Source organism: Acinetobacter lwoffii (assembly GCF_024129855.1).
Lineage (GTDB): Bacteria > Pseudomonadota > Gammaproteobacteria > Pseudomonadales > Moraxellaceae > Acinetobacter > Acinetobacter lwoffii_L.
In genome coordinates, this window is record NZ_JAMXXC010000034.1 from 1 (window position 1) to 19479 (window position 19479).

The window sequence follows — 19479 nt, forward strand, 5'->3', positions numbered from 1 at the left end:
AATCGCCATGCCTATTTTTCGCTTTTAAATTTTCACGTAGTGAAATACAACCGTGGATACGGTTGTCGGGGTATTGGGGAGTCCCCAATCGTACTTGCAAACGTAGTTTGCATAAGTGCGCTCTTCGAGGAAAACATTACTATACATATAGCACCTTGAATGCATATTCAAGTGCGCTTATGTTAGGGATGGTTTCCTAGGATGATGGTATTGGATTATGAGCGTTACTGAAACACTAGACAGTAAAATCAAGGCACAGGAAGAAAAGCTAAAGCAGTTAAAGGCTCAAAGACAGGCAGCACTGGCAAGAGAACGTGCCAAAGAGAAAGAACAGGCTCGAAAGGATGATACCAGACGCAAGATTTTAATCGGATCCTGCATGTTGAAAATTACCGAAGAAGATGAACAAGCCAGAGCAAAACTGATTGCTCAGATGGATAAATATTTAATGGATGAAAGAGATCGTAAGCTGTTTGATCTGCCCGCATTTAATTATTAATTTTTTGAAAAGATACATAGGAATTTGAAATGAGATTGCTAATTGCTTTAATTTTTCCCTGGCTGCTGTTTTTCACCATAGGGCGACCATTTGCAGGCATCATTTGTTTGCTACTTCAGATTACAGTTTTAGGTTGGATCCCGGCTGCCATCTGGGCGGTCTATGCTTTGTCGCAATACAAGACTGATCAGAAAATTAAAAGAACAATTCGCTCATCATAAATAGTGTAATTGTGTGATTTTTAGATCTGATTGATTTTGTGATTTACATCACACTTATCCATGAGCGAATGATCAGATTGTGAAGATTATTTGAGCAATAAGTGATTTAATAAATCTTATAACAATAATTATAAAACTCCAGAGGTAAAGAAATTAATCCTCTAATTCTTAGTTAAAAAAATAATTAAAACAAGAATTAGAGGATTTCATTTTTTATCGAATTCACTCTATTTTTTGCCACAAAGCTCCTATCCAATAAGGGTATGGGGTTACTTTTTTGACTTCGCATAAGAGATTTTATGTTAAATAAATAGATTTATAGAAATTTTATCAAACACAGTTTTGATTTTCGAAAACTTGGATCTTAGTAGCTTGTTACCTAAAATTAGAAAATATTCCTAATTAGAGTTTCGATTAAAAGTTTTTAATTTTAATAAGAAAATATATTTTAAATGTCTTTTTTAAAACATCAAATGATGTTATAAAATGGACATTCGCTATTTTAGGACATATATCTCATGAATTTAAATCTTCTTGATGAAGACTCAATGCAACCCTCTGAACCCACGCCCTGCGACTTTTTCAAAGGCGAAGATGCGATCACAAAAGCAAAACTATTAGGATTACCGGATCTTGAGTTAGTAAGACAAGCCATCATGATTGGTGATGCTGAATTTAGGACAAATACTTACTATAACCGCGCTCGCTTTATCGCACGGTGGGGAAAAATTGGAGAGCAACTTGCTTTGCTGCTTCGACAATCTGATCCTGATTGGGTATTTCATAATGACAGTCAGCCAAGAATTGAAAATACAGCGAAGAAAATACAAATTATTTTTATGAGTGGCAACATTGCCTTAGGAATTGCTGACCAAATTGTATCAGCACATTGTAAGAAAGGGTTTATGACCTTAAAAAATATTAAGGAAAACCAGTCTAGTTATGATGATGAGACAAAATTACGGACATGGATCTTATATTTTCCTTCCGCATCTCATCCAGCCTATATCAGTACTGATATCCCGACAATTCCTTTTGAGTTTGCATATCCAACCAGTTTTGTTCAGGATCCAAAAGCTCAAAAAATCTCTATTTTGCCTAGTAACCATACTTGCAGAATCGCCTTCGAAATAGATAATACACTTCCTGTGAAAGCTGATCCTAAGCCAGTATTAGAACCATCTGATGAAATTAAACCTGATGATTTTGATATTCAGCTTGTAATTTAATCTGAGGTTAATGTGTTTAATAAAGATCGTTTACGTATTGCTAAAGAGTTACGCGGCCTTAGCAATACCGATTTCGCAGACAAATTAAGTTGTTCTATCTCTAAGGTAAAGCAACTTTTGGATGTGGAAAAAGAAATCAGTGAAAATGATCAAAATGATATATGTCGCGTATTAAATTTACCTAAGTCATTTTTTACAAGTAATGAAATACAACCACATGAAACAGACCAGATCTTTTATAGATCTGTTGCCCGTATCAAGGCACAACATAGAAAAGCTAATGAGGCGTACACACTTTTAGCAATTAGTATTAATAAATACTTGAATCAAAAGGTAATGTTGCCTAAGTTTCAGCGCCCAGATTTAGATATCACTGAATTTTTGGGAGAGCCTAAATACGCTGAACATCTAGCATCAGAGCTAAGGGGCTTATGGGCTTTAGGTAGTCAGCCCATTAATAATATAGTTTCATTGTGTGAGCTAAAAGGAATACGTGTTTTTAGATTGCCCACAGAAATCGAAGAAATTGATGCGCTATCTTTTTTTGATGATGAAAGTGGTAGTCCTTTCATATTTCTAAATACATTTAAGTCAGCAGAAAGAGCTCGTTTTGATTGTGCCCATGAGCTTGGCCATGTTGTTATGCACACGCATAATAAGAAAATTCGTGTCAAGAAAGATAACCGTGCTCTTGAAACTGAAGCTGATCAATTCTCTTCTGAATTTTTAATGCCAACAGATGCATTTTTTGCGACTGTGCCACGCTATCTTTCACTCGAAAATATGATCGAGTATAAGAAGGTGTGGCGAACGTCTCTAAAATCCATTAACTACAAAGCTCATAAGCTTGGGCTAATTAGTGACTGGGTTAATCGTAGTAATTCTATTAAGATTAACTCATTGGGTTACAACATTAATGAACCTGAAGAAACTCACCGTGATGAGAGTCTCATGTTACCCAAAATTATGTCTGTTTTAGCTTCACAAGAAAAATTCGATAAGAATCAAATGCTTGATGAGATTGGAATTTCTGAAACAGATTTTAATCAATTAACATTTGATGCTTTAGAAAAAGTTGAGCTACCAAAGAAAAAACACAAGTTATATCTAGTCGATTAATTTAAATTGATATTAACTTAATAAAAATGGGAGCTTAAGCTCCCATTTTTATTAATGATTTTTTAATTCTTTTAGCATGGCATCCCGCAAGATTTCATTCATACGTGTCTGATAACCTTTACCTTGTGCTTTGAACCATGCAAGTACGTCAGCGTCTAAACGAATAGATGTTTGTTGCTTTACTGGACGATAGAACTGATTGTGGCGTACAGCATTACTCCAGTCGGTAACTTCAGGAATATCTGAGAGATCTAGCTGATCGTCAGGAACCGTTCCCTTAGCAAGCAAGCGTTCAATTTCAGCATCTTGCTTGTCGCTGAATTTTTCATTCAGTTCTTTGCGTGAGTATCTAACCATGCTCATATTTATCTCGCTCCGCTTTAGTGACCTGTCTTGCACTAATAATTCGTATGATTTCACAGTCATCTTCATCAAAGATGGTGTGAGCTACTAATACCATTAGTACGCCTTTTACTCTTCCAATGGTTTGCCAACGTTCCTCACCATCGGTATGTCTATCCTGGATTGAGATCCTTAATGGATCATCAAAGACAAGGCTTGCAGTCTCGAAAGAGATATCATGCTTTTTCTGATTCTTTCGATTCTTTGCCTCATCCCATTCGAAATACTGTTCCATAAAAAACATTCAAATTTGTATATACAATAATGTATCATAAAATTGTATCTATCAAGTTGAGAAGCGTAATTTTTAGTCAGATTTATTGGCAAGAACTATCAAAACTGCTCATAAAAAAGCTGACTTGTTTCCAAGTCAGCTTTTCGACATCGTCGAGCACTATCACTATAACACAAGTATCTGATTTTTATGTATTTAAAATATGCATTTCGTATAAGCTCTATTATGTTAAGTGGATAGTTTTTTAGTGGAAAAATCAAGTTTTTGAAATTTCAAATTGAAGTATTTTTGTTCAATTAGTAATTGTAATTTATATTCTATTGAATAACTATTTCATAACTTTTCCTATCATATTTGGCTGCATACGTAGCTACTTCTTGATTAATCTCTTTATGATTTTTATCTAAATATGAAAAGATTATTGAATCCTCATTGTGCTGCTCGTAATTGATGGCGTATTTATATTCTGAATAAGGATAAAGAGTACCTAAGCTATAAGTTTTTTGAGCACTAATATAAGTTACTTTAAGGTCTGTAATTGGATAATCAGTCTGATTTTTAATAAAAATATATCCATTTTTTTCAAATGGCTGGCATCCTATAAGTAGAACTAATGTAAGACAGTAAAATAGGCTATTCTTCATTTTGGTAGTTCTTCAATTGGTCTTATGAGTTTATTAATAACTATAACTTGTGAGGTATCACAGCCATGATCTACTTCAGTTATCCAAGAATAATTATTTTTTTCTAGAGGATAGGAGCCGCCCCCTCCATATGCTACTTTATCACCTAAAAAATAAGTGTCTGAATCTACTTTTAAGCTCTTAGTTTCTGTATTCCAATCTATAGTTTTCGTAGCAAAAATTGGCATAACTTTAGAGCCATCAGCATGTTCTAGATATAAGCATTTACCTTCCTTAATAAGCTTAGCCTCACTATAACTTGCATTATCTGCTCCCCCTGTATAGTGAATACGTGGAACAACTATATTTGATTCTATTTTTTCTGTAACTGGACTACAGGCTGCAAGGAAAATTAATAAAATAAATTCTAATCTTTTCATATTAAAGGAATTTTTTTAGAAAATAATAGAGAAATTAAAGCAAATTATTCCAAAAAGCTCTGATTAAAAATTGTTAAAATTAGTAGACATATGAGAGAAAATTATGAAAAATTTTTTATACTTCAATTGCTTATCTTTTATTTTTACTTATTTATCTTTGTTTTATCAGAAATATACATTAGTGGATCGTATAGTTGTAGACAAGCTTGAAAAAGTTAAAGTCATTGGAGGAGGATTTCCCTTACAGTTTTTAGTAGATGGTGAAATATCTCCAGGTGGGAGTATAGCGCTAGATCCTTTAAATATTATTATAGGAATAGATCAATTTATCTTCTTATATTTTATTTTTGATTATTTGTTCTGGATAAGTGTTTTATCTGCTTTTTACATAATTTTGAAAAGGTACAAACTAAAACAGATTTTCTAAAATTAACATAATACACCTCATACGAAGGCAAAAATGGGAGCTATAAGCTCCCATTTTTAGTCTTTAATTCGCTTTTTCGCTTCGTCATAAACTATGCTATCAGCTCGTTTTCCGACGGTAATGAGCAGGATAACTACCTGATCATCTTTAACTTGATAGACAAGTCGGACACCAGCTTTTAATAATTTGATTTTATAGCAACCTGCAAGATCGCCTCTAAGCATATTCTTTGGAATATGTGGCTGCTCTATGACTTTGGCTAGTTTCTTTTTAAATTGATCTCGTATAGCAACAGGGAGTTTTTCCCATTCTGCTGTAAAGTCCTTGTGACGTAAAAGCTTATAAGTCATCTAATGTGACTTCCTCAAACATCTCTTTAGAATCATTAATGCGCTTACGGACAAGAGCTAATAATTCTTCATCTTCTTCCGAAAGCAAAGCTTTTTTAACAGGCAGTTTCCCAGTCGTAGCAACATACTCAAGAATACTAGTGAAGAAATCCGTAGGTGCAATACCTTGCTCTTTAAGGATTGAATAAGATTTTTCTTTAAGGGCTTCATCGATCCTGAAGTTAACAGTAGCCATCATATTTCCCAAGTATTTAATGTACTAGGAACAGTGTAATGCAAATTGCATTACAAGTCGACTTTGCATAACAGCCATTATGTTAAATAGAATCAAAAAACCTCCAATAAAATCGTTATAGTATTATTGTTTATTGAGTAGATAAGAGAATTAAATTAGTGAAATACTCAAATGAAAAAATAGTAAAAGCTCTCTTACTTTCTCCTTTACCACTACTTTTTTTCACAGCAGTCCTGTTTATCGTAATGAATCAGGAATACAGCCTATACTCGATTTTAGTGGTTCTTGTAGGGCACGGTCTTGTCTACTTGGCTTATTGTATTTTGACTGTACCTTTCAGCTTCATATTCTCAATTCTTTTAAATCGTTATAACAGTCTTAATTTATTAACTATCTGTATTGCCTCTATAATTATTGCTACTCCATTTTTTATTCTTTTTGGATGGAGTCACACAGGAGAAATTTCGAAAGAGTGGTGGAAGATGTATACAGATACATGGACTATCTTTATGGCTCTATTTCCTGGCTTATGTTATTGGCTATTTCTGATTAACCTAAAAGATAAGAAATCAAAGAATATTGAATAAACCATTGCATAGAGATTCTTAAATTTCCCTAAAATTAACATAATACGCGTTATACGAATTCCCAAGGCATGGCTTTTAGTCATGCTTTTTTTATCAAAAGAGTATAGCTGAATGATAGCGAGCCAAATCGCATACAATATCTATCATTAGACTTAATGCAATAACTAAATGATATTGTTATCATTAATCTAATAGAATTAAGATTAAATGATAGAAATGAATACACGTATTTATCTACGAGCTTCAACTAAAGATCAAGATGCAGAAAGGGCTTTGCAGATTCTTCAGGATCTAAACCAAAACTTGAATTTGGGTGAAACCATTGTGTACGTGGAAAACTATAGTGGTACGAAGTTAGACCGACCTGAATTGAATAAGCTGCTGTCAGAAGCAAATCAAGGTGACACCTTGTTAGTTGAAAGTATTGACCGCTTATCACGCCTAACCCAACGAGATTTTCAAGAGCTGAAGCGCAGGATCCAGGAGAAGGGACTTCGTTTAGTCGTAGCGGATCTTCCTACTACCTACCAAATGATTCAAACCAGTGACAGCATTACTCATTCAATCCTGGAACTCATCAACAATATGTTGATTGATCTCCTGGCAACAATGGCTCGCCTAGACAATGAGAAACGTATAGAACGTATTAAGCAGGGCCTGGCACGTTCGGGTTACAAGCCAACAGGTAAGAAAGCCAATGAGGCTAAGCACAAACGAATAAAAGAATTGCTAGCAGCTGGCAATATGACTAAGGAAGAAATTGCCAAAGCAGTGAATTGTGGAGTTGCAACTGTCTATCGAGTTGCTAAAGTTATCTAAAAGCGGACATTTTTACTTTGGAGAAACCGGACATTTCTATTTTGGGCTTACAACTAAATTTCGTATAAGAAATTTTATGTTAAATATTAATTTTCATATCTAAAATAAAATATTTATGTATATGATTTATATAAATTATATTTTTTGTTACAAATGTGATGATACCTAGAGTCTCCTAAAAACCGTTAATGTAATTACAATAGCACCTATTTTTAAGTAAGTAATTGATTTATATTGAATATATGTGTTAACTTAAGGTTTGAGTTCATCTGAGAAAAGAATAATGGAAAGAAATCTAAATTTAGCAAATTCAATTTTCGAAGGCTTTAATGATAAAAACGGATTAATGATTTGTGGCTATGAATGGGGATGGTCAAAAGAAGATCAAAAACTGGATGAAAGCGATAGCCGTCCCACAGTAGATATGAGCATTGAATGTACATTTAGTAATAAATCCCTAAGGTATGGTCCTTCTTCCAATACTTGGCCTTATGATAAAAATATCAAAAAATGGTTTAATTTTTGGGGACACCCATTAAACGATGAAAATTTAGGTTCAGACTTTGATAAATGTATTATTCAAACTAATTGGGCCTATACGAGTAATGCAGATATAGAAAGCTATAATCGTTTCTTAGAAAAAGAAGCAGTTGATAATTTTATTCATCATATTGAAGTTTTGAGACCCAAAGTAATTTTATTTATGGGTAGTAAGCTTATTAATTTTCTGAGAAATATAGATGTTTGGGATAGGTTTACTGCTATTGTTGGTCCAGAAATAGAACCCTTAAAAATGGTACAAAAAACAGATTTTGATGGTACTCGATTTAAAGTTTACTTTGATAATTTTGAACAATGCCAAGTTGTGTGCTTACCACATCCATCTAGTAGTAGAGGTCTATCTGATGAATATATCAAATTATTTGAACCAGAATTAGGAACAATCATTACTGAATATAAGAAACAAAAGGGTATTCTATAAAACTAATTATGAAAAAAGTCTATCTCATCCAAGCAGATATAACAGCTTTTGCTGTACATGCCATCGTTAACTCAGCAAATAAATCTTTGCTTGGTGGTGGGGGACTTGATTATGTAATTCATAAAAAAGCTGGACCATTGATGAAAGAAGAATGTGTTCGTCTAAATCAAGAAAAAGGTGGATGCCCTACAGGTCAAGCAGAAGTAACAACAGCAGGTAATCTGCCTGCTAAATACCTTATTCATGCGGTTGGACCACGATGGTTAGATGGCGAACACAATGAGCCACAATTGCTTTGTGATGCTTATAGTAATGCACTATTCAAAGCTAATGAAATTCATGCACTCACTGTTTCTTTTCCATGTATTAGTACAGGTGTTTATGGTTTTCCACCTCAAAAGGCTGCTGAAATTGCGATTGGCACTATACTCTCTATGTTGCCTCAATATGATCATGTTGCAGAAGTATTTTTTATCTGCCGAGAGGATGAAAATTATTTAATTTATAAGAATCTTTTATCGAATATCGATGATCCAAATATTCAGATTCTGATTTCTTAGTTTAAATTATCGAAAGCTCGTATAAGAATTCAGCCACAATTTTGGCTAATAATTCATGTTCTTCTTGTGATTCAACAATATCGACCATCAAATCATCTAAACCTGTTTGTTCCTGAATGGTAACACCTTGAATTTCGAGATAAGTCAGCATTACAGCTAAACCAGTTCTTTTATTACCATCAACAAAAGCATGACCTTTTGAGATAGCTATACCAAACCATGCTGCGATCTCAAAAATGTCGCTTACATTACTGTAATACATCTGCTGATCTATACGGCTTAATACGCTTTCTAGCTTTTCAATATGACAGCCTATTCGCCCTACGCCAGTTTGTAATAGGATCTCATCATGCACAGCAATGACGAATGTTGAGCTAATCAAACTCATTTATAAGCAAGCTCTTGGATTTCAGCTTTATGCTGATTAATGACTCGTTTTGCACTATGCATCACAACACGTTTAGTCGCTTCGTCATTGCTAAATTGGATTGGTAATACTTGACCCGAAACCTTTTCACGATTTGAAATTTGATCAAGGCTATAGTCTTTTAAACGCTTTCTCATCTTCATACCCCTATTAAAAGAGAATTTCATTTTAGCCTAAATTAAACAATTAAGTACGATAGTGAGGATCTTTTCTTGGAATAGCATTTTCTGAATCAATATCAAAGAAATCATAAATTTTAGTGGCTGTTACTGTGTTAAATAATTTTTTGTCCATATACACGATTGCTTTTTCTTTATTTGCGTCGAAAACTACCCTACCCCTTGGAATCTGTTCATATTCATAATGACGTAGTTCTGGGTATACACTTTGCATATTTTTCCAATAATCGACATGTGTATATGGACTATCAATTAAGCCTATTGAATCTGCATCATTTAAATTGAATGGATGAGCTATGCCGATAACTTGCTTTTGCAAAAACCAAAAAATTCCTATTTTCATTTTTCATCAACTGATTAATTTCCCTAAAATTAACATAATACACGTTATACGTAATGCTTGATATTTCTCTTTAAATATCATTATATTAAAGCAAGCCGTTCTGGAATATAGGGCACCAGAGCGGCTTTTTATTGATTATTCATGTTCCACGCTTAAAATTCGAACAGTGTTTCATGATTTTTATAAGTTAAACTAAATTTAGTTGCTAATCCCAATAAGCTATTCACTAACTTGTAAATATCGGTATACCGCCTGACGACTAATCCCAAAAGCTTTCCCTAATGCCATTTTCGATGGATACTTCCCCTCCTTCCATGCTTGTCGTAAAGCTTCAGCTTGGTCAGGCTTTAGTTTATGCACCCGACCTTTGTACTTCCCCTGAGCAGAGGCGAGTTTTATTCCTTCCTTTTGCCGCTCTAAAATGATCTCACGTTCGAACTGTGCAAAAGCACCCATCATTTGAAGCATCAAATTATCCATCGGGGTGGATTCGGCTGTAAAAGTAATATTTTCTTTTACAAACTGGATGGAAATCCCTCGTTTGACCAGTTTATCTACTTCAGTGACCAAATCTTTTAAGCTTCGCGCAAAACGATCCATGGAATGTACTATCACCCTGTCCCCTTCCCGGACATAGTTCAACATTTCTTGAAATTTCGGTCGGTCAGTATTTTTACCCGAAGCACGGTCAACAAAAATCCGGTCGACTTCAATCCCCTCAAGTTGACGCCCAGTATTTTGCTCGACCGAACTCACTCGCACATAACCTACTTTTTGGCCTTTCACTCTTTCTCGCCCCAATTGGATAAAAATGAACAATTTTGTAAATTATAAATCTTTAATATCAAAGTTACATGTTACTTATGATTAAAAATCATTTAAATGGTACATGGTTTTACGAACTTTTAAAGTGTTACTTTAGGGTACACTCTAAAGTTACACCTTCTATAATGATTACAGTGTTCAACTTGTATATGAATGCTCTAAGCAATGGCCTGTGTACCTCCCCCGATATACAGGCTTTTTTATTGGTCTGGAATTTCTACAATAAGAATCACAGGTGTGAAGAATGGCGAACTTAAACAGAGTGACAGTGATGGGTGTTCTAGGCCGCGACCCTGAAACAAAGCAATTCTCCAACGGTGGCAGCGTTACAACATTCAGCGTTGGAAGGACATGACTACAGGCGAGCGTAAAGAAGCCACAGAATGGCACAAAATACCACTAACAGCCGATTAGCCGAGATTGCTAGCAAGTACCTCAAGAAAGGCGGAAAGGTATTTATAGAGGGAAGTCTTAAAACTAGGAAGTGGAAGGACAGCAAAGGGATAGAGCGCGATATAACGGAAATCAAAGCTGAAACGCTGCAACTGCTTTAGGTGAATAGCCTCCTTAGTTGGGGGCTTTTTTATAAATATCTAATCCAAAAACATCTTTTGCTATTTGACTATCGCTAAATCCACCCTCTTGTTTGGCTTTTTCAAACGACTCTTTTAGCTGTGGGGATTCTTCCAGGGATGTATATATTTCATAATCTGTATACCCTTTTGCCCTAAGTTCGCTAACCACGGCATGCTTGTTTGTTTTATCAATATATGGTTTTGATTCAACAATAGCGGATAGCTCACTCATGCGCTTTTCATGCTTTCTGCTTTCCACCTTGTCATCAATCATGGCGAGAATAAAAAACACAATAACCGCAAGAATTAACGACCATAAAATCACATATATTCTATAAATTATTGGGTATTTCCATTTGATTGTTTGGCCGAGCTTATAAAATTGGAGACCAAGAAAATAAAATATAGCCAGCCCAATTATTATTGAAACAACCCCAAATATTATGCTCATAAAAACCCCATCGAAATGAGGATTTTATAGCACAAATATTAATCTCTAGCTGCGTTGAAAACATTACAAGCACCTAGCAATCAGATTACGCCCTTCTTGTTCAATATTCCGTAAGCCGCTGCCATACTGCCAAGATTGTTTGCTGTGCCTGACCAAGCATTTGCACTACCAATCTGACCAGCTGCAATTGCTTTAGGTGAATAGCTCCATAAATATGTGGAGCTTTTTTATTGGCTCAGTAATCTGAATCGTTATCTGTGCAGATACCCCTATTCTTATATATACAAAATGGAGCATCTGCACACTTAATCATTTCTAATTATCTGTTGAGATAGTCCTATTCTTATATATACAAATAAGGGCATCTCAACACTTAATCTCTTTTCTACGAGCAGAATAATGCTGCTCAAATGACAAGTTTTGAACAAGTCCGAGCAGTAATTGAGATGTAGTATTTTGCAGTAATCAGGGCCGTCCTGATTTCAAGTTTTATCAAGTCTGGACTATAGGTCTTGATAGGTTCTAATTTCAAGTTTTAACCTTAACAATTACTAACAGGTGCAACCGAAAAAGATGCCGTTATCTAATCTAGTTGTATGCGTATTCTAAAAGCGGACATTTTTACTTTGGAAAAACCGGACATTTCTATTTGGGGCTTACAGTTGTTATTCGTATATGAGATTTCATGTTAAATAAAAAATAAAAATATAGAGCTAATATTTTTTAAATATCTAGCTCTATATATCAGATTTTTAAAGTTATATTGCCTCATCCCAAGTTAAAAAATCATCAAATAATTTAGACATTTCATGACCAGAATTAGAGGAAGATATAATTGAATTGTAAGGTATTTGCAAGGGGGTTGGGGAAGGGAAAAATTCACTTGAATTAGGTATGCAACTATAAATAGGATAATTAACAGGCAATGGTGTTGTAGAAATATTTAATGAAGTATTAATTGTTTTTAACCAAGAAAAACAAATAACTCGTTTTGCTCCTGCCCTTTTTAAGAGTAAAGATGCTGCGTCAAAAGAATATCCCGCAGTAGCAATATCATCAATCAGTAATATTGTTTTGTCTTTGTATGGATTGGCTTTAAGAGGTCTAACAGTACCAAATTTCACAGGATGTTGATTTAATTGCAAAGTATTTAAGTGGTTGTAAATACCTAATACCCCGCCATTTCCTTGTGTCCTTGCTGTTTGAGATTTGATTGATGTGGTATGCCTAAATAAGCCATTATGTAAATAAGATAATCTGAAACACTTACTAAATACATTTAATGCTTCATCCATTATAGGATTACCAAAACCTGGCTGATGTCCTGGAAAGGTAATAATGGTATTAATTTCAGAATATAGACCTGAGAAGTAAATTTTAGCAATAAGCAACATTAACCAGAAGTCTGGTTCTGCTGAAAGGGTTATTTTTTTTGCAGTACTTCTAGCGGATGTTGAATAGGCTTGAAACTCATGTTTATAAGTAGAAAATGGAGATAGAGTATAAAACTCTATATATTCATCTTTATAACTAATTAAATTGTTTGTATTTGCTTGAATGCAACAAATATCTATAAATCGAGCCAAAGCAGCCATGTCATCAAAACTGAAGCCATAAGGTATTTCAGCATCACTTATAATCCAATTAGCTTTTATAAATAAAATTTTAGCATTAACACATGCTTGCCAATCATTTTTATTGCAACCTACATAGATAATTTCATTTGCTCTTAAGTTTTCATTGCTTAATATAAATGGAATAGCATCAGCTCTAGGCTTTTTAGGCATTAATGGATAATCTAATTTATTATAATATTTTATTTCTTGACCTGTTATCTCTGAGAGATATGTTGCAAGTGTCTTACTATTGTCGCTAGACATAAACCAACGGTCATTACTATGTAATATGACACTGATACTTTTTTTAGCGAGATGAAGAATTAAATTAATTAAGCTTTTTAATTGTACTTCATCGAATTTTCGATCTTCTTCAATAAAAAAAACATTTCTAAGAGAAAAAATAACTGCTTTCAGCTGTGCCATTAAGAATACCTCTATAATTAAAAATCTAAACCCATTTGGCTTGGCTGTTTACAAACATTATCTTCTTTCAGAGCAAGTTTTTGCTTTGAATGAAAGACTACTTCTTCATTAATATTTAGTTCTAAACTTTCTATTAATTCATTTATAGCATTAGGCAAAATAAAAATATCTCCACCATAGTTACGCTGTGCACTAGAATTTGCTAAAGCGTGCTCAGTAAAAAATTTCCTACATATGTTTGTTTCAACAAAACAAATTTGTTTTTTCATTTCATAGGCAAAACGTATTGTATGAGCAGTTCCACTTTTTTGTTTCCATTGAAGAGGAATTACAGTACTGGCTAAAGCGGCTTGAATTCTATTTCTATGAACAAATGATTCTTTACTTGGCTTCATATTTGGAAAATATTCGGTAATAATGGTCCCGCCAGCTTTGACGATATCTTGTCTTAATTGTTTGGAATTAGATGGATAATTTTCATCTAAACCATTACCTAGGACTGCAATTGTTGGAATTCCTAAAAATAATGATGTTTCATGTACGATTTGATCTATTCCAGCCGCTAAGCCACTAATTGTTACCACTGACTCTTTAGTATTACTTATGCCAAACAACAGTGTTTGAGCAAGAAAAAAACCAATTTCTGAAGATTCTCGAGAACCAATAAGAGTTAGAGCATTATTAACTTGTAAATTATCCAATTTCCCCTCAATAAAAAGCCAATAAATTGGCATCTTCATATTGGATGGAAAAAGAGGAAAGTTGTAATCACTGTATAATAAAAATTCAATACCACGGTTATTTAATTTTTTTAAGTATTCTTCTCCATTCTTAATTATGTTGTTTATAAAATTATTAAAATTATTAAAATTTTCATTTTCATTATTTATTTTTCGTCCTAATAATTGGAAAAAATCATTAAAATTTTCTGTTCTCATTAGATCTGAAAGTGATTTTTCATCGTTGAAAAAGTTATAAATTGTTTGAAACCCTACTCCATCCAATTGAATTAAACCCAAAAAGATAAAGTGAGGTGAAATGGGGATGTCTTCTTCAAACATAGAATACCTTTATCTGAATTGATAGTAATCGCATTAAATATATTGGAAATACGATTTCAAGATTATGATTGTTAAATAAATATTTAATAATCATTATAATACAAATTATATAGTTTTATATTGTTAGACATTGAATCCTATATGCTTTCCAGTCGGAAGCTCTACATCAATACGAAGCTTTCCACCCATTGCTTCAACATACTTTTTCATGGTTGAAATTTTAAGGTCATTGCCACGATTTTCGATGGCTGAAAGTGATGGCTGTTTGATTCCAAGCGTCTCAGCAAGTTCTTTTTGAGAAATTTCGAGTTCTTCACGAATCAGATACAGCTGATTTTCTAGTAGTAATTCATCAGCCATTTTTTGAATACGCGCTTGGCTCTCTGGAGAGCGGTTAGCTAATAATTCCTGTAAGGTTTTAGCCATGAGATTATTCTCCTAAAGTTGAGAGGTGAAGTTTGTATTCCTCATCTGCAATATCTAACATGTCTTTATAAAATCGTTTTTTACCGCCTTTATCTGCAATACACAGCACAATGGCTTGTCGTAAAGGATCAAAGGCCAAAAAAGCCCTAAGCGGTTTACCGCGATGTTGAACACGAAGCTCTTTCATGTTGGTAAATTTAGAGTCATAGACAGTATCTACTAAAGGGCGACCTAAGCTCGGCCCTTGTTGTTGCAGAACAACCAAAGCAGCTAAGACTTTCTCTTGTGTTGATTCATCTTGCTGTTCAAGCCATTCATTAAATACGTCTGTCGTGATGACTGTCCACATATCACAACCAAAATATAGATTATAATCTATATTTTATAGATAACTTGTGGCATTGGCAAATGAGAAATTCTAGGCAATAAAAAACCCCGACATCCTGTCAGGGTTTTTTATTGTGCGATCTGTGGTAGCTGCTGTTCTACCTCACGTTCCTGGTGCTTGAACTTATTATTATTGTTTTTTGTTCCGGAACATCCTGTTCCTATATGACTCATATCATAGAAAAATTCCAGTATTCCGCATAGCCGCAAAGGGCCGGAATTGACGTAAGCAAATGCGTACAACATTGCCTAAAAACCGTCCCCTTTTTATCCGCAGAAATTGGGGATATTTTCTGCCCCGGGAAGGCTGACAACATTGAAGAAAGTTTTAATTTGATTAAAAAACAATCAAATTTATTGGCGGAATATATCAAAACAGTTTAAAAAAAAGCCGACTTGTTTCCAAGCCGGCTTTTCGACATCGTCGAGCACATTCTTTATATCATAAGTTTTTGATTTTTATGTATTTAAAATATGCATTTCGCATAACGCCCATTATGTTAAGTGGGTATGTTTTTCCGCTGAATAGTGAATTAAGAATGCTCTATAAAATCATTTGTTATTTGCCTTTTAAAGAAGGATTTATCTATGGGAAAGTGGCAATTAATACTTTCTTTACTTCATCTGACGTATTTGGATCTACTTTAAGCTCATTAACGGCTTCAATAATCCGTTTACGAACAGCTTCATTCTCTGGCAGTGAACCCTTAATCTCATGTTCTTTCTGAGTGAGTAGCGAAGCATTATTAAGAGCACCCAGAGCCAAAATTTGAACCTTTGGGTTCGTATCCTTTAAATAAGGAATAATATCGTCTGCTGCTTCAATTGGGTCTAAATTCGTTAGGGATACAAGAATTACACTTAATGCATCAGGGTTCGATTCATTTTGTTTCAACAAATCAACTAGCTTATGGATTTTATCTTCTCGTGAATATGTAGGGCTATCATTAATAGCAATCGTACTTTTTACCCATTTAGGAGGCATTCCATGAGGGAGATTGGGCGCATTGTTAGTGATACCGTCATTAGCATTAAGAGTATTACGGTTGGAACTGATCTTTTCTTGAGTTTCCATCAGCTCTTTACTATGTACATCATCACTTTTTTTGGCAAAAATAAAAAATCCAATAAAAGCTACTACGATTGCCGTAATAACTAAATAAATCAACTTACTATTATTTTTCATATTACCTACGTTTTTAAATAAGAATGTTGTTACATCAATAGAAAAAGCATCAAAGAAACTTTAAATTATATTATTCACCAATTAAATAGGCTCATTCAATGCTTTTTCCAAGAGTTGATATAGTGTAATAATTATTGAGTAAATAAGAGAATTAAGTTAATGAAATACTCAAAAGAAAAAATAGTAAAAGCCCTATTACTTGCTCCTTTACCACTACTTTTTTTCACAGCATTGCTATTTATCATAATGAATCGTGAATATAGTCTATATTCAATTTTTGTGGTTTTTGCAGGGCATGGTCTTGTTTACTTAGCTTATAGTATTTTGACAGTACCTTTTAGCTTTATGGTCTCAATTCTTTTAAATCGTTATAGTATTCTTAATTTGCTAACTATCTGTATTAGCTCTTTAATTATTGCTATGCCATTTTTTGTTCTTTTTGGATGGAGCCATACAGGAAAAGTTTCGAAAGAATGGTGGAAGATGTATACCGACACTTGGACTATCTTTATGGCTCTAATTCCAGGCTTGTCTTATTGGTTATTTTTAACTGATTTTAAAGTTAAAGAATTATTAAAGAAAAAAATAATATATTTCAATATATTAGCTTTTGTTTTGACTTATTTGTCTTTGTTTCATCAGAAATATACATTGATAGACCGGATAGTTGTAGACAAGCTTGGAAAAGTTGAAGTTATAGGAGGAGGATTTCCATTACAGTTTTTAGTAGATGGTGAAATATCTCCAGGCGGTAGTATAGCGCTAGATCCTTTAAATATTATTATAGGAATAGATCAATTCATTTTTTTATATTTTATTCTTGATTATTTATTTTGGCTTATGTGTCTTTTAGTCTGTTATGCGTTTTTTCGAAAGATAAAAGTGAAATTATAATAGACTTCCTTCATAAATCATTTTTCAATCAATTTAATTGTTTATCTTTCACCCAATCTAAATTGTATATGCCAGCAAGTAAATTAAACCGCAGGTTTAATCTTTTACGACGATTTCTATATACACAAGATAAAATCTTAAAACATTTCATCCTTCCAAATACATGCTCTACTTGAATTCGTCTACGACCAATCTCTGTATTTAACTTTTTTAATTCAGAATCTAATTTTTCAGTTTTCTTTGCTTTAGATGGCATGAGGCATCCAAAACCCAATTTTTTTATCCCTAAATACCCCTTATCAACGATAAAAAAGGGCTTAAATTTTAATTTCCTCATACTTTTTTTAAATATTTTAAAATCATGCATGCTTCCATGACTTCCACATACACTCAGTATTTCACCTGTTGTATAGTGCATAGATAGCTGAAATTTAAAGGTATGTCGCTTTTTTTTACCGCTATACCATTTCTTCTGTTTTTTTTGGACGTTGAACTAATATTTCAGTTGCATCAATCACAACAACTTCCCAATCCACTTCATCTCGATTAGGAAGTTGTTTTGGCAAGTTAAATTTTCCAGAACGGATTAAGGTATCTTCAATAACACGTGTGATACGAATTGCACTCGTTTCAGATACACCGTAACTCATACCAAGATGGAAAAATGTTCGATATTCTCTCCAATATTCTATACATAAGAGCAAACGATCTTCCAACGGTAATTTATGCGGTCGTCCTTTACCAATATGACGAGGTAAATGCTTATTTAGCTCGGCCAACATGAGGTTAAATGTAGCCCAACTAACACCGGTAAGCCTACGAAACTTAACGTTTGATAATTTTTGAATATCTTTGAATTTCATCCAAGGATTATCTCTTGAATTAAATAATTTTGCTGATTAATTTAAGATCAAATAAATTGTACGTTTTTTGATTTATGACGGAAGTCTAATGTCTAAAATATTTATAAAATTAGGAATTTTACTTGTAGGTCTATGTCTACTTCTAATCATTAATTCATACAAACAGAAATTAAATCATGATAAAGAGATGGCAACACAGACAACAATACTTTTCTTTAATTCACTTGCTAAACATGATCTAGAATCAGCAATCAAATATGTTTGGCCAGATGCGCGATTACATGAAGATTTAAAAAGTTCTGAAAGGTTTCTCTCTTTCAAAGACTCAAAAATTTTAGAAGTAGTAAGGATTAATTATGATTCAGCGGAAAGTAGACCTGAGTATTATCAAGAATTTTATAAAATTATTTCAGTGATGGTAAAAGTTAAAGTCGTCCATATAGATGATGCTGGTAGTCCAGTAGGTGACTATATTTTATTTATTACTCTTGTGAAACAATCTCCTCAATCTGATTGGCTAATTACAGAATTTGGTAGTGGGCCTTAAGATAGTAATTATAGAGAAAAGCTAAAATTAACATAATACACGTTATACGAAATTCCATTGTTTTATCTTTTAAAATCAGTACAGTAAAACATTGCAAAAGCCCATTCACCCTCGAATGGGCTTTTTTATGATTTCTCATATTCCACGATTCTGATTAGCTTGACTGCTTAATCTAAACAAATGAGGGGGCCTACTTTATGAATAAGAACGGCACTGTTGCAAATAACCACGAATGGTAAGCTGAAGACTGTTTTAGCTAAAGGTGCAGCATATGAATCCTTTCCATGGTCGGCATTTTCAGGGCGAAATCATTCTTTGGGCTGTGCGCTGGTATTGTAAATATGGCATTAGCTATCGTGAACTGCAGGAAATGCTGGCCGAACGGGGTGTGAATGTTGATCACACGACTATTTACCGTTGGGTTCAACGTTATGCTCCTGAAATAGAAAAACGTTTACGCTGGTATTGGCGTAATCCTACAGATTTACATTCATGGCATATGGATGAGACTTATATCAAAGTGAAGGGGCGATGGACTTACCTGT

The 19479-nt window shown here is 33.7% G+C and carries 29 protein-coding genes and 3 pseudogenes; 14 read left to right on the plus strand and 18 right to left on the minus strand.

The annotated features are described in order from the left end of the window. The first annotated feature begins 217 nt into the window (after positions 1 to 217). The 4 genes from NI465_RS15185 (at position 218) to NI465_RS15200 (ending at position 3068) form a co-directional block, all read left to right on the plus strand. Positions 218 to 499 (plus strand): DUF8583 domain-containing protein, encoded by a 282-nt coding sequence (locus NI465_RS15185; protein WP_004728109.1) that lies wholly within the window; start codon positions 218 to 220, stop codon positions 497 to 499. A gap of 29 nt (positions 500 to 528) precedes the next feature. Then, a complete protein-coding gene (locus NI465_RS15190) occupies positions 529 to 720 on the plus strand; it encodes a YqaE/Pmp3 family membrane protein (protein WP_004728112.1) in 192 nt (63 codons plus the stop codon). A 518-nt stretch (positions 721 to 1238) separates the two neighbouring features. Beyond that, positions 1239 to 1949 carry a hypothetical protein gene (locus NI465_RS15195; RefSeq protein ID WP_178319482.1) on the plus strand — a complete coding sequence of 237 codons (711 nt, stop codon included), beginning with the start codon at positions 1239 to 1241 and terminating at the stop codon, positions 1947 to 1949. Positions 1950 to 1961: 12 nt separating this feature from the next. Then, positions 1962 to 3068: an ImmA/IrrE family metallo-endopeptidase gene (locus NI465_RS15200; protein ID WP_191112979.1), complete on the plus strand. Its 1107-nt coding sequence runs from the start codon at positions 1962 to 1964 to the stop codon at positions 3066 to 3068. Between the two features lie 51 nt (positions 3069 to 3119). On the opposite strand, the gene NI465_RS15205 is transcribed toward NI465_RS15200, so the two are convergent. The 4 genes from NI465_RS15205 to NI465_RS15220 all read right to left on the minus strand — a co-directional run bounded on the left by NI465_RS15205 (position 3120) and on the right by NI465_RS15220 (position 4768). Further along, entirely contained in the window at positions 3120 to 3431 is a 312-nt protein-coding gene (locus NI465_RS15205) for a BrnA antitoxin family protein (protein WP_191112978.1), read from the minus strand. Continuing rightward, positions 3418 to 3705: a BrnT family toxin gene (locus tag NI465_RS15210; RefSeq protein WP_034706912.1), complete on the minus strand. Its 288-nt coding sequence runs from the start codon at positions 3703 to 3705 to the stop codon at positions 3418 to 3420. The genes NI465_RS15205 and NI465_RS15210 overlap by 14 nt, the downstream gene beginning before the upstream one ends. A 317-nt stretch (positions 3706 to 4022) precedes the next feature. Next, on the minus strand, positions 4023 to 4349 hold the full coding sequence (locus NI465_RS15215) for a hypothetical protein (RefSeq protein WP_005254628.1): 327 nt from the start codon (positions 4347 to 4349) through the stop codon (positions 4023 to 4025). Beyond that, on the minus strand, positions 4346 to 4768 hold the full coding sequence (locus tag NI465_RS15220) for a hypothetical protein (RefSeq protein ID WP_253145870.1): 423 nt from the start codon (positions 4766 to 4768) through the stop codon (positions 4346 to 4348). The genes NI465_RS15215 and NI465_RS15220 overlap by 4 nt, the downstream gene beginning before the upstream one ends. Positions 4769 to 4871: 103 nt before the next feature. Between NI465_RS15220 and NI465_RS15225 the strand changes: the two genes are divergently transcribed. Beyond that, positions 4872 to 5195 (plus strand): hypothetical protein, encoded by a 324-nt coding sequence (locus tag NI465_RS15225; protein ID WP_253145871.1) that lies wholly within the window; start codon positions 4872 to 4874, stop codon positions 5193 to 5195. A 56-nt stretch (positions 5196 to 5251) separates the two neighbouring features. Here the strand turns inward: NI465_RS15225 and NI465_RS15230 are convergent, their stop codons facing one another. Together NI465_RS15230 and NI465_RS15235 are read right to left on the minus strand one after the other, a co-directional pair. Continuing rightward, positions 5252 to 5545, minus strand: coding sequence for a type II toxin-antitoxin system RelE family toxin (locus NI465_RS15230; protein ID WP_000221358.1), 294 nt, complete (start codon positions 5543 to 5545; stop codon positions 5252 to 5254). Continuing rightward, the gene (locus NI465_RS15235; RefSeq protein WP_253145873.1) at positions 5535 to 5780 is read right to left on the minus strand and encodes a type II toxin-antitoxin system RelB/DinJ family antitoxin; all 246 of its coding nucleotides are present in this window, start codon (positions 5778 to 5780) and stop codon (positions 5535 to 5537) included. The genes NI465_RS15230 and NI465_RS15235 overlap by 11 nt, the downstream gene beginning before the upstream one ends. A gap of 158 nt (positions 5781 to 5938) precedes the next feature. On the opposite strand from NI465_RS15235, the gene NI465_RS15240 reads away from it, so the two are divergent. The 4 genes from NI465_RS15240 (at position 5939) to NI465_RS15255 (ending at position 8728) form a co-directional block, all read left to right on the plus strand. Further along, a complete protein-coding gene (locus NI465_RS15240) occupies positions 5939 to 6367 on the plus strand; it encodes a hypothetical protein (RefSeq protein WP_000877730.1) in 429 nt (142 codons plus the stop codon). 207 nt (positions 6368 to 6574) lie between these two features. Next, positions 6575 to 7186 carry a recombinase family protein gene (locus NI465_RS15245; RefSeq protein ID WP_004740252.1) on the plus strand — a complete coding sequence of 204 codons (612 nt, stop codon included), beginning with the start codon at positions 6575 to 6577 and terminating at the stop codon, positions 7184 to 7186. A gap of 283 nt (positions 7187 to 7469) precedes the next feature. Further along, a complete protein-coding gene (locus NI465_RS15250) occupies positions 7470 to 8168 on the plus strand; it encodes a hypothetical protein (RefSeq protein WP_006582673.1) in 699 nt (232 codons plus the stop codon). Positions 8169 to 8176: 8 nt separating this feature from the next. Further along, positions 8177 to 8728, plus strand: coding sequence for a macro domain-containing protein (locus tag NI465_RS15255; RefSeq protein ID WP_253145875.1), 552 nt, complete (start codon positions 8177 to 8179; stop codon positions 8726 to 8728). A 1-nt stretch (position 8729) separates the two neighbouring features. On the opposite strand, the gene NI465_RS15260 is transcribed toward NI465_RS15255, so the two are convergent. From NI465_RS15260 to NI465_RS15275, 4 genes are all read right to left on the minus strand, one after another. Further along, a complete protein-coding gene (locus NI465_RS15260; protein WP_000053135.1) occupies positions 8730 to 9116 on the minus strand; it encodes a type II toxin-antitoxin system death-on-curing family toxin in 387 nt (128 codons plus the stop codon). Beyond that, entirely contained in the window at positions 9113 to 9292 is a 180-nt protein-coding gene (locus tag NI465_RS15265; protein WP_001231652.1) for a hypothetical protein, read from the minus strand. Before NI465_RS15265 ends, NI465_RS15260 begins: the two co-directional genes overlap by 4 nt. Before the next feature lie 49 nt (positions 9293 to 9341). Further along, positions 9342 to 9677: a hypothetical protein gene (locus NI465_RS15270; RefSeq protein WP_025466893.1), complete on the minus strand. Its 336-nt coding sequence runs from the start codon at positions 9675 to 9677 to the stop codon at positions 9342 to 9344. A 219-nt stretch (positions 9678 to 9896) separates the two neighbouring features. Continuing rightward, positions 9897 to 10463, minus strand: a complete 567-nt coding sequence (locus tag NI465_RS15275) for a recombinase family protein (RefSeq protein ID WP_075175362.1) — start codon at positions 10461 to 10463, stop codon at positions 9897 to 9899. 283 nt (positions 10464 to 10746) lie between these two features. On the opposite strand from NI465_RS15275, the pseudogene ssb reads away from it, so the two are divergent. Next, positions 10747 to 11053 (plus strand): annotated as a pseudogene (ssb, locus tag NI465_RS15280) (single-stranded DNA-binding protein); the annotation flags it as partial. Positions 11054 to 11069: 16 nt separating this feature from the next. Here ssb and NI465_RS15285 read toward each other — a convergent pair. From NI465_RS15285 to NI465_RS15310, 6 genes are all read right to left on the minus strand, one after another. After that, positions 11070 to 11528 (minus strand): hypothetical protein, encoded by a 459-nt coding sequence (locus NI465_RS15285; protein WP_253145878.1) that lies wholly within the window; start codon positions 11526 to 11528, stop codon positions 11070 to 11072. Positions 11529 to 12286: 758 nt separating this feature from the next. Further along, positions 12287 to 13570, minus strand: coding sequence for a phosphoribosyltransferase (locus NI465_RS15290; RefSeq protein WP_253145880.1), 1284 nt, complete (start codon positions 13568 to 13570; stop codon positions 12287 to 12289). A gap of 17 nt (positions 13571 to 13587) precedes the next feature. Next, the gene (locus tag NI465_RS15295) at positions 13588 to 14631 is read right to left on the minus strand and encodes a DNA-processing protein DprA (protein WP_253145882.1); all 1044 of its coding nucleotides are present in this window, start codon (positions 14629 to 14631) and stop codon (positions 13588 to 13590) included. A 123-nt stretch (positions 14632 to 14754) separates the two neighbouring features. Then, on the minus strand, positions 14755 to 15057 hold the full coding sequence (locus tag NI465_RS15300; RefSeq protein ID WP_005065057.1) for a helix-turn-helix domain-containing protein: 303 nt from the start codon (positions 15055 to 15057) through the stop codon (positions 14755 to 14757). 4 nt (positions 15058 to 15061) lie between these two features. Beyond that, complete coding sequence (locus NI465_RS15305) at positions 15062 to 15406, minus strand: type II toxin-antitoxin system RelE/ParE family toxin (RefSeq protein WP_253145883.1); 345 nt, start codon at positions 15404 to 15406, stop codon at positions 15062 to 15064. 624 nt (positions 15407 to 16030) lie between these two features. After that, positions 16031 to 16630 carry a HEAT repeat domain-containing protein gene (locus tag NI465_RS15310; RefSeq protein ID WP_111886104.1) on the minus strand — a complete coding sequence of 200 codons (600 nt, stop codon included), beginning with the start codon at positions 16628 to 16630 and terminating at the stop codon, positions 16031 to 16033. Between the two features lie 159 nt (positions 16631 to 16789). On the opposite strand from NI465_RS15310, the pseudogene NI465_RS15315 reads away from it, so the two are divergent. Both NI465_RS15315 and NI465_RS15320 read left to right on the plus strand, forming a co-directional pair. Beyond that, a pseudogene (locus NI465_RS15315) lies at positions 16790 to 17200 on the plus strand (hypothetical protein); the annotation flags it as partial. Between the two features lie 30 nt (positions 17201 to 17230). Beyond that, complete coding sequence (locus NI465_RS15320) at positions 17231 to 17524, plus strand: hypothetical protein (protein ID WP_253145886.1); 294 nt, start codon at positions 17231 to 17233, stop codon at positions 17522 to 17524. Positions 17525 to 17552: 28 nt separating this feature from the next. Here NI465_RS15320 and NI465_RS15325 read toward each other — a convergent pair. Next, positions 17553 to 17945: pseudogene (locus NI465_RS15325) on the minus strand (transposase family protein); the annotation flags it as partial. A gap of 37 nt (positions 17946 to 17982) precedes the next feature. Further along, positions 17983 to 18387 (minus strand): transposase family protein, encoded by a 405-nt coding sequence (locus NI465_RS15330; RefSeq protein WP_000669095.1) that lies wholly within the window; start codon positions 18385 to 18387, stop codon positions 17983 to 17985. An 88-nt stretch (positions 18388 to 18475) separates the two neighbouring features. On the opposite strand from NI465_RS15330, the gene NI465_RS15335 reads away from it, so the two are divergent. After that, positions 18476 to 18934, plus strand: a complete 459-nt coding sequence (locus NI465_RS15335) for a hypothetical protein (RefSeq protein WP_005804943.1) — start codon at positions 18476 to 18478, stop codon at positions 18932 to 18934. Between the two features lie 271 nt (positions 18935 to 19205). Continuing rightward, positions 19206 to 19479: IS6 family transposase (locus tag NI465_RS15340; protein WP_253145885.1), on the plus strand; the 274-nt coding region annotated here is incomplete at its 3' end.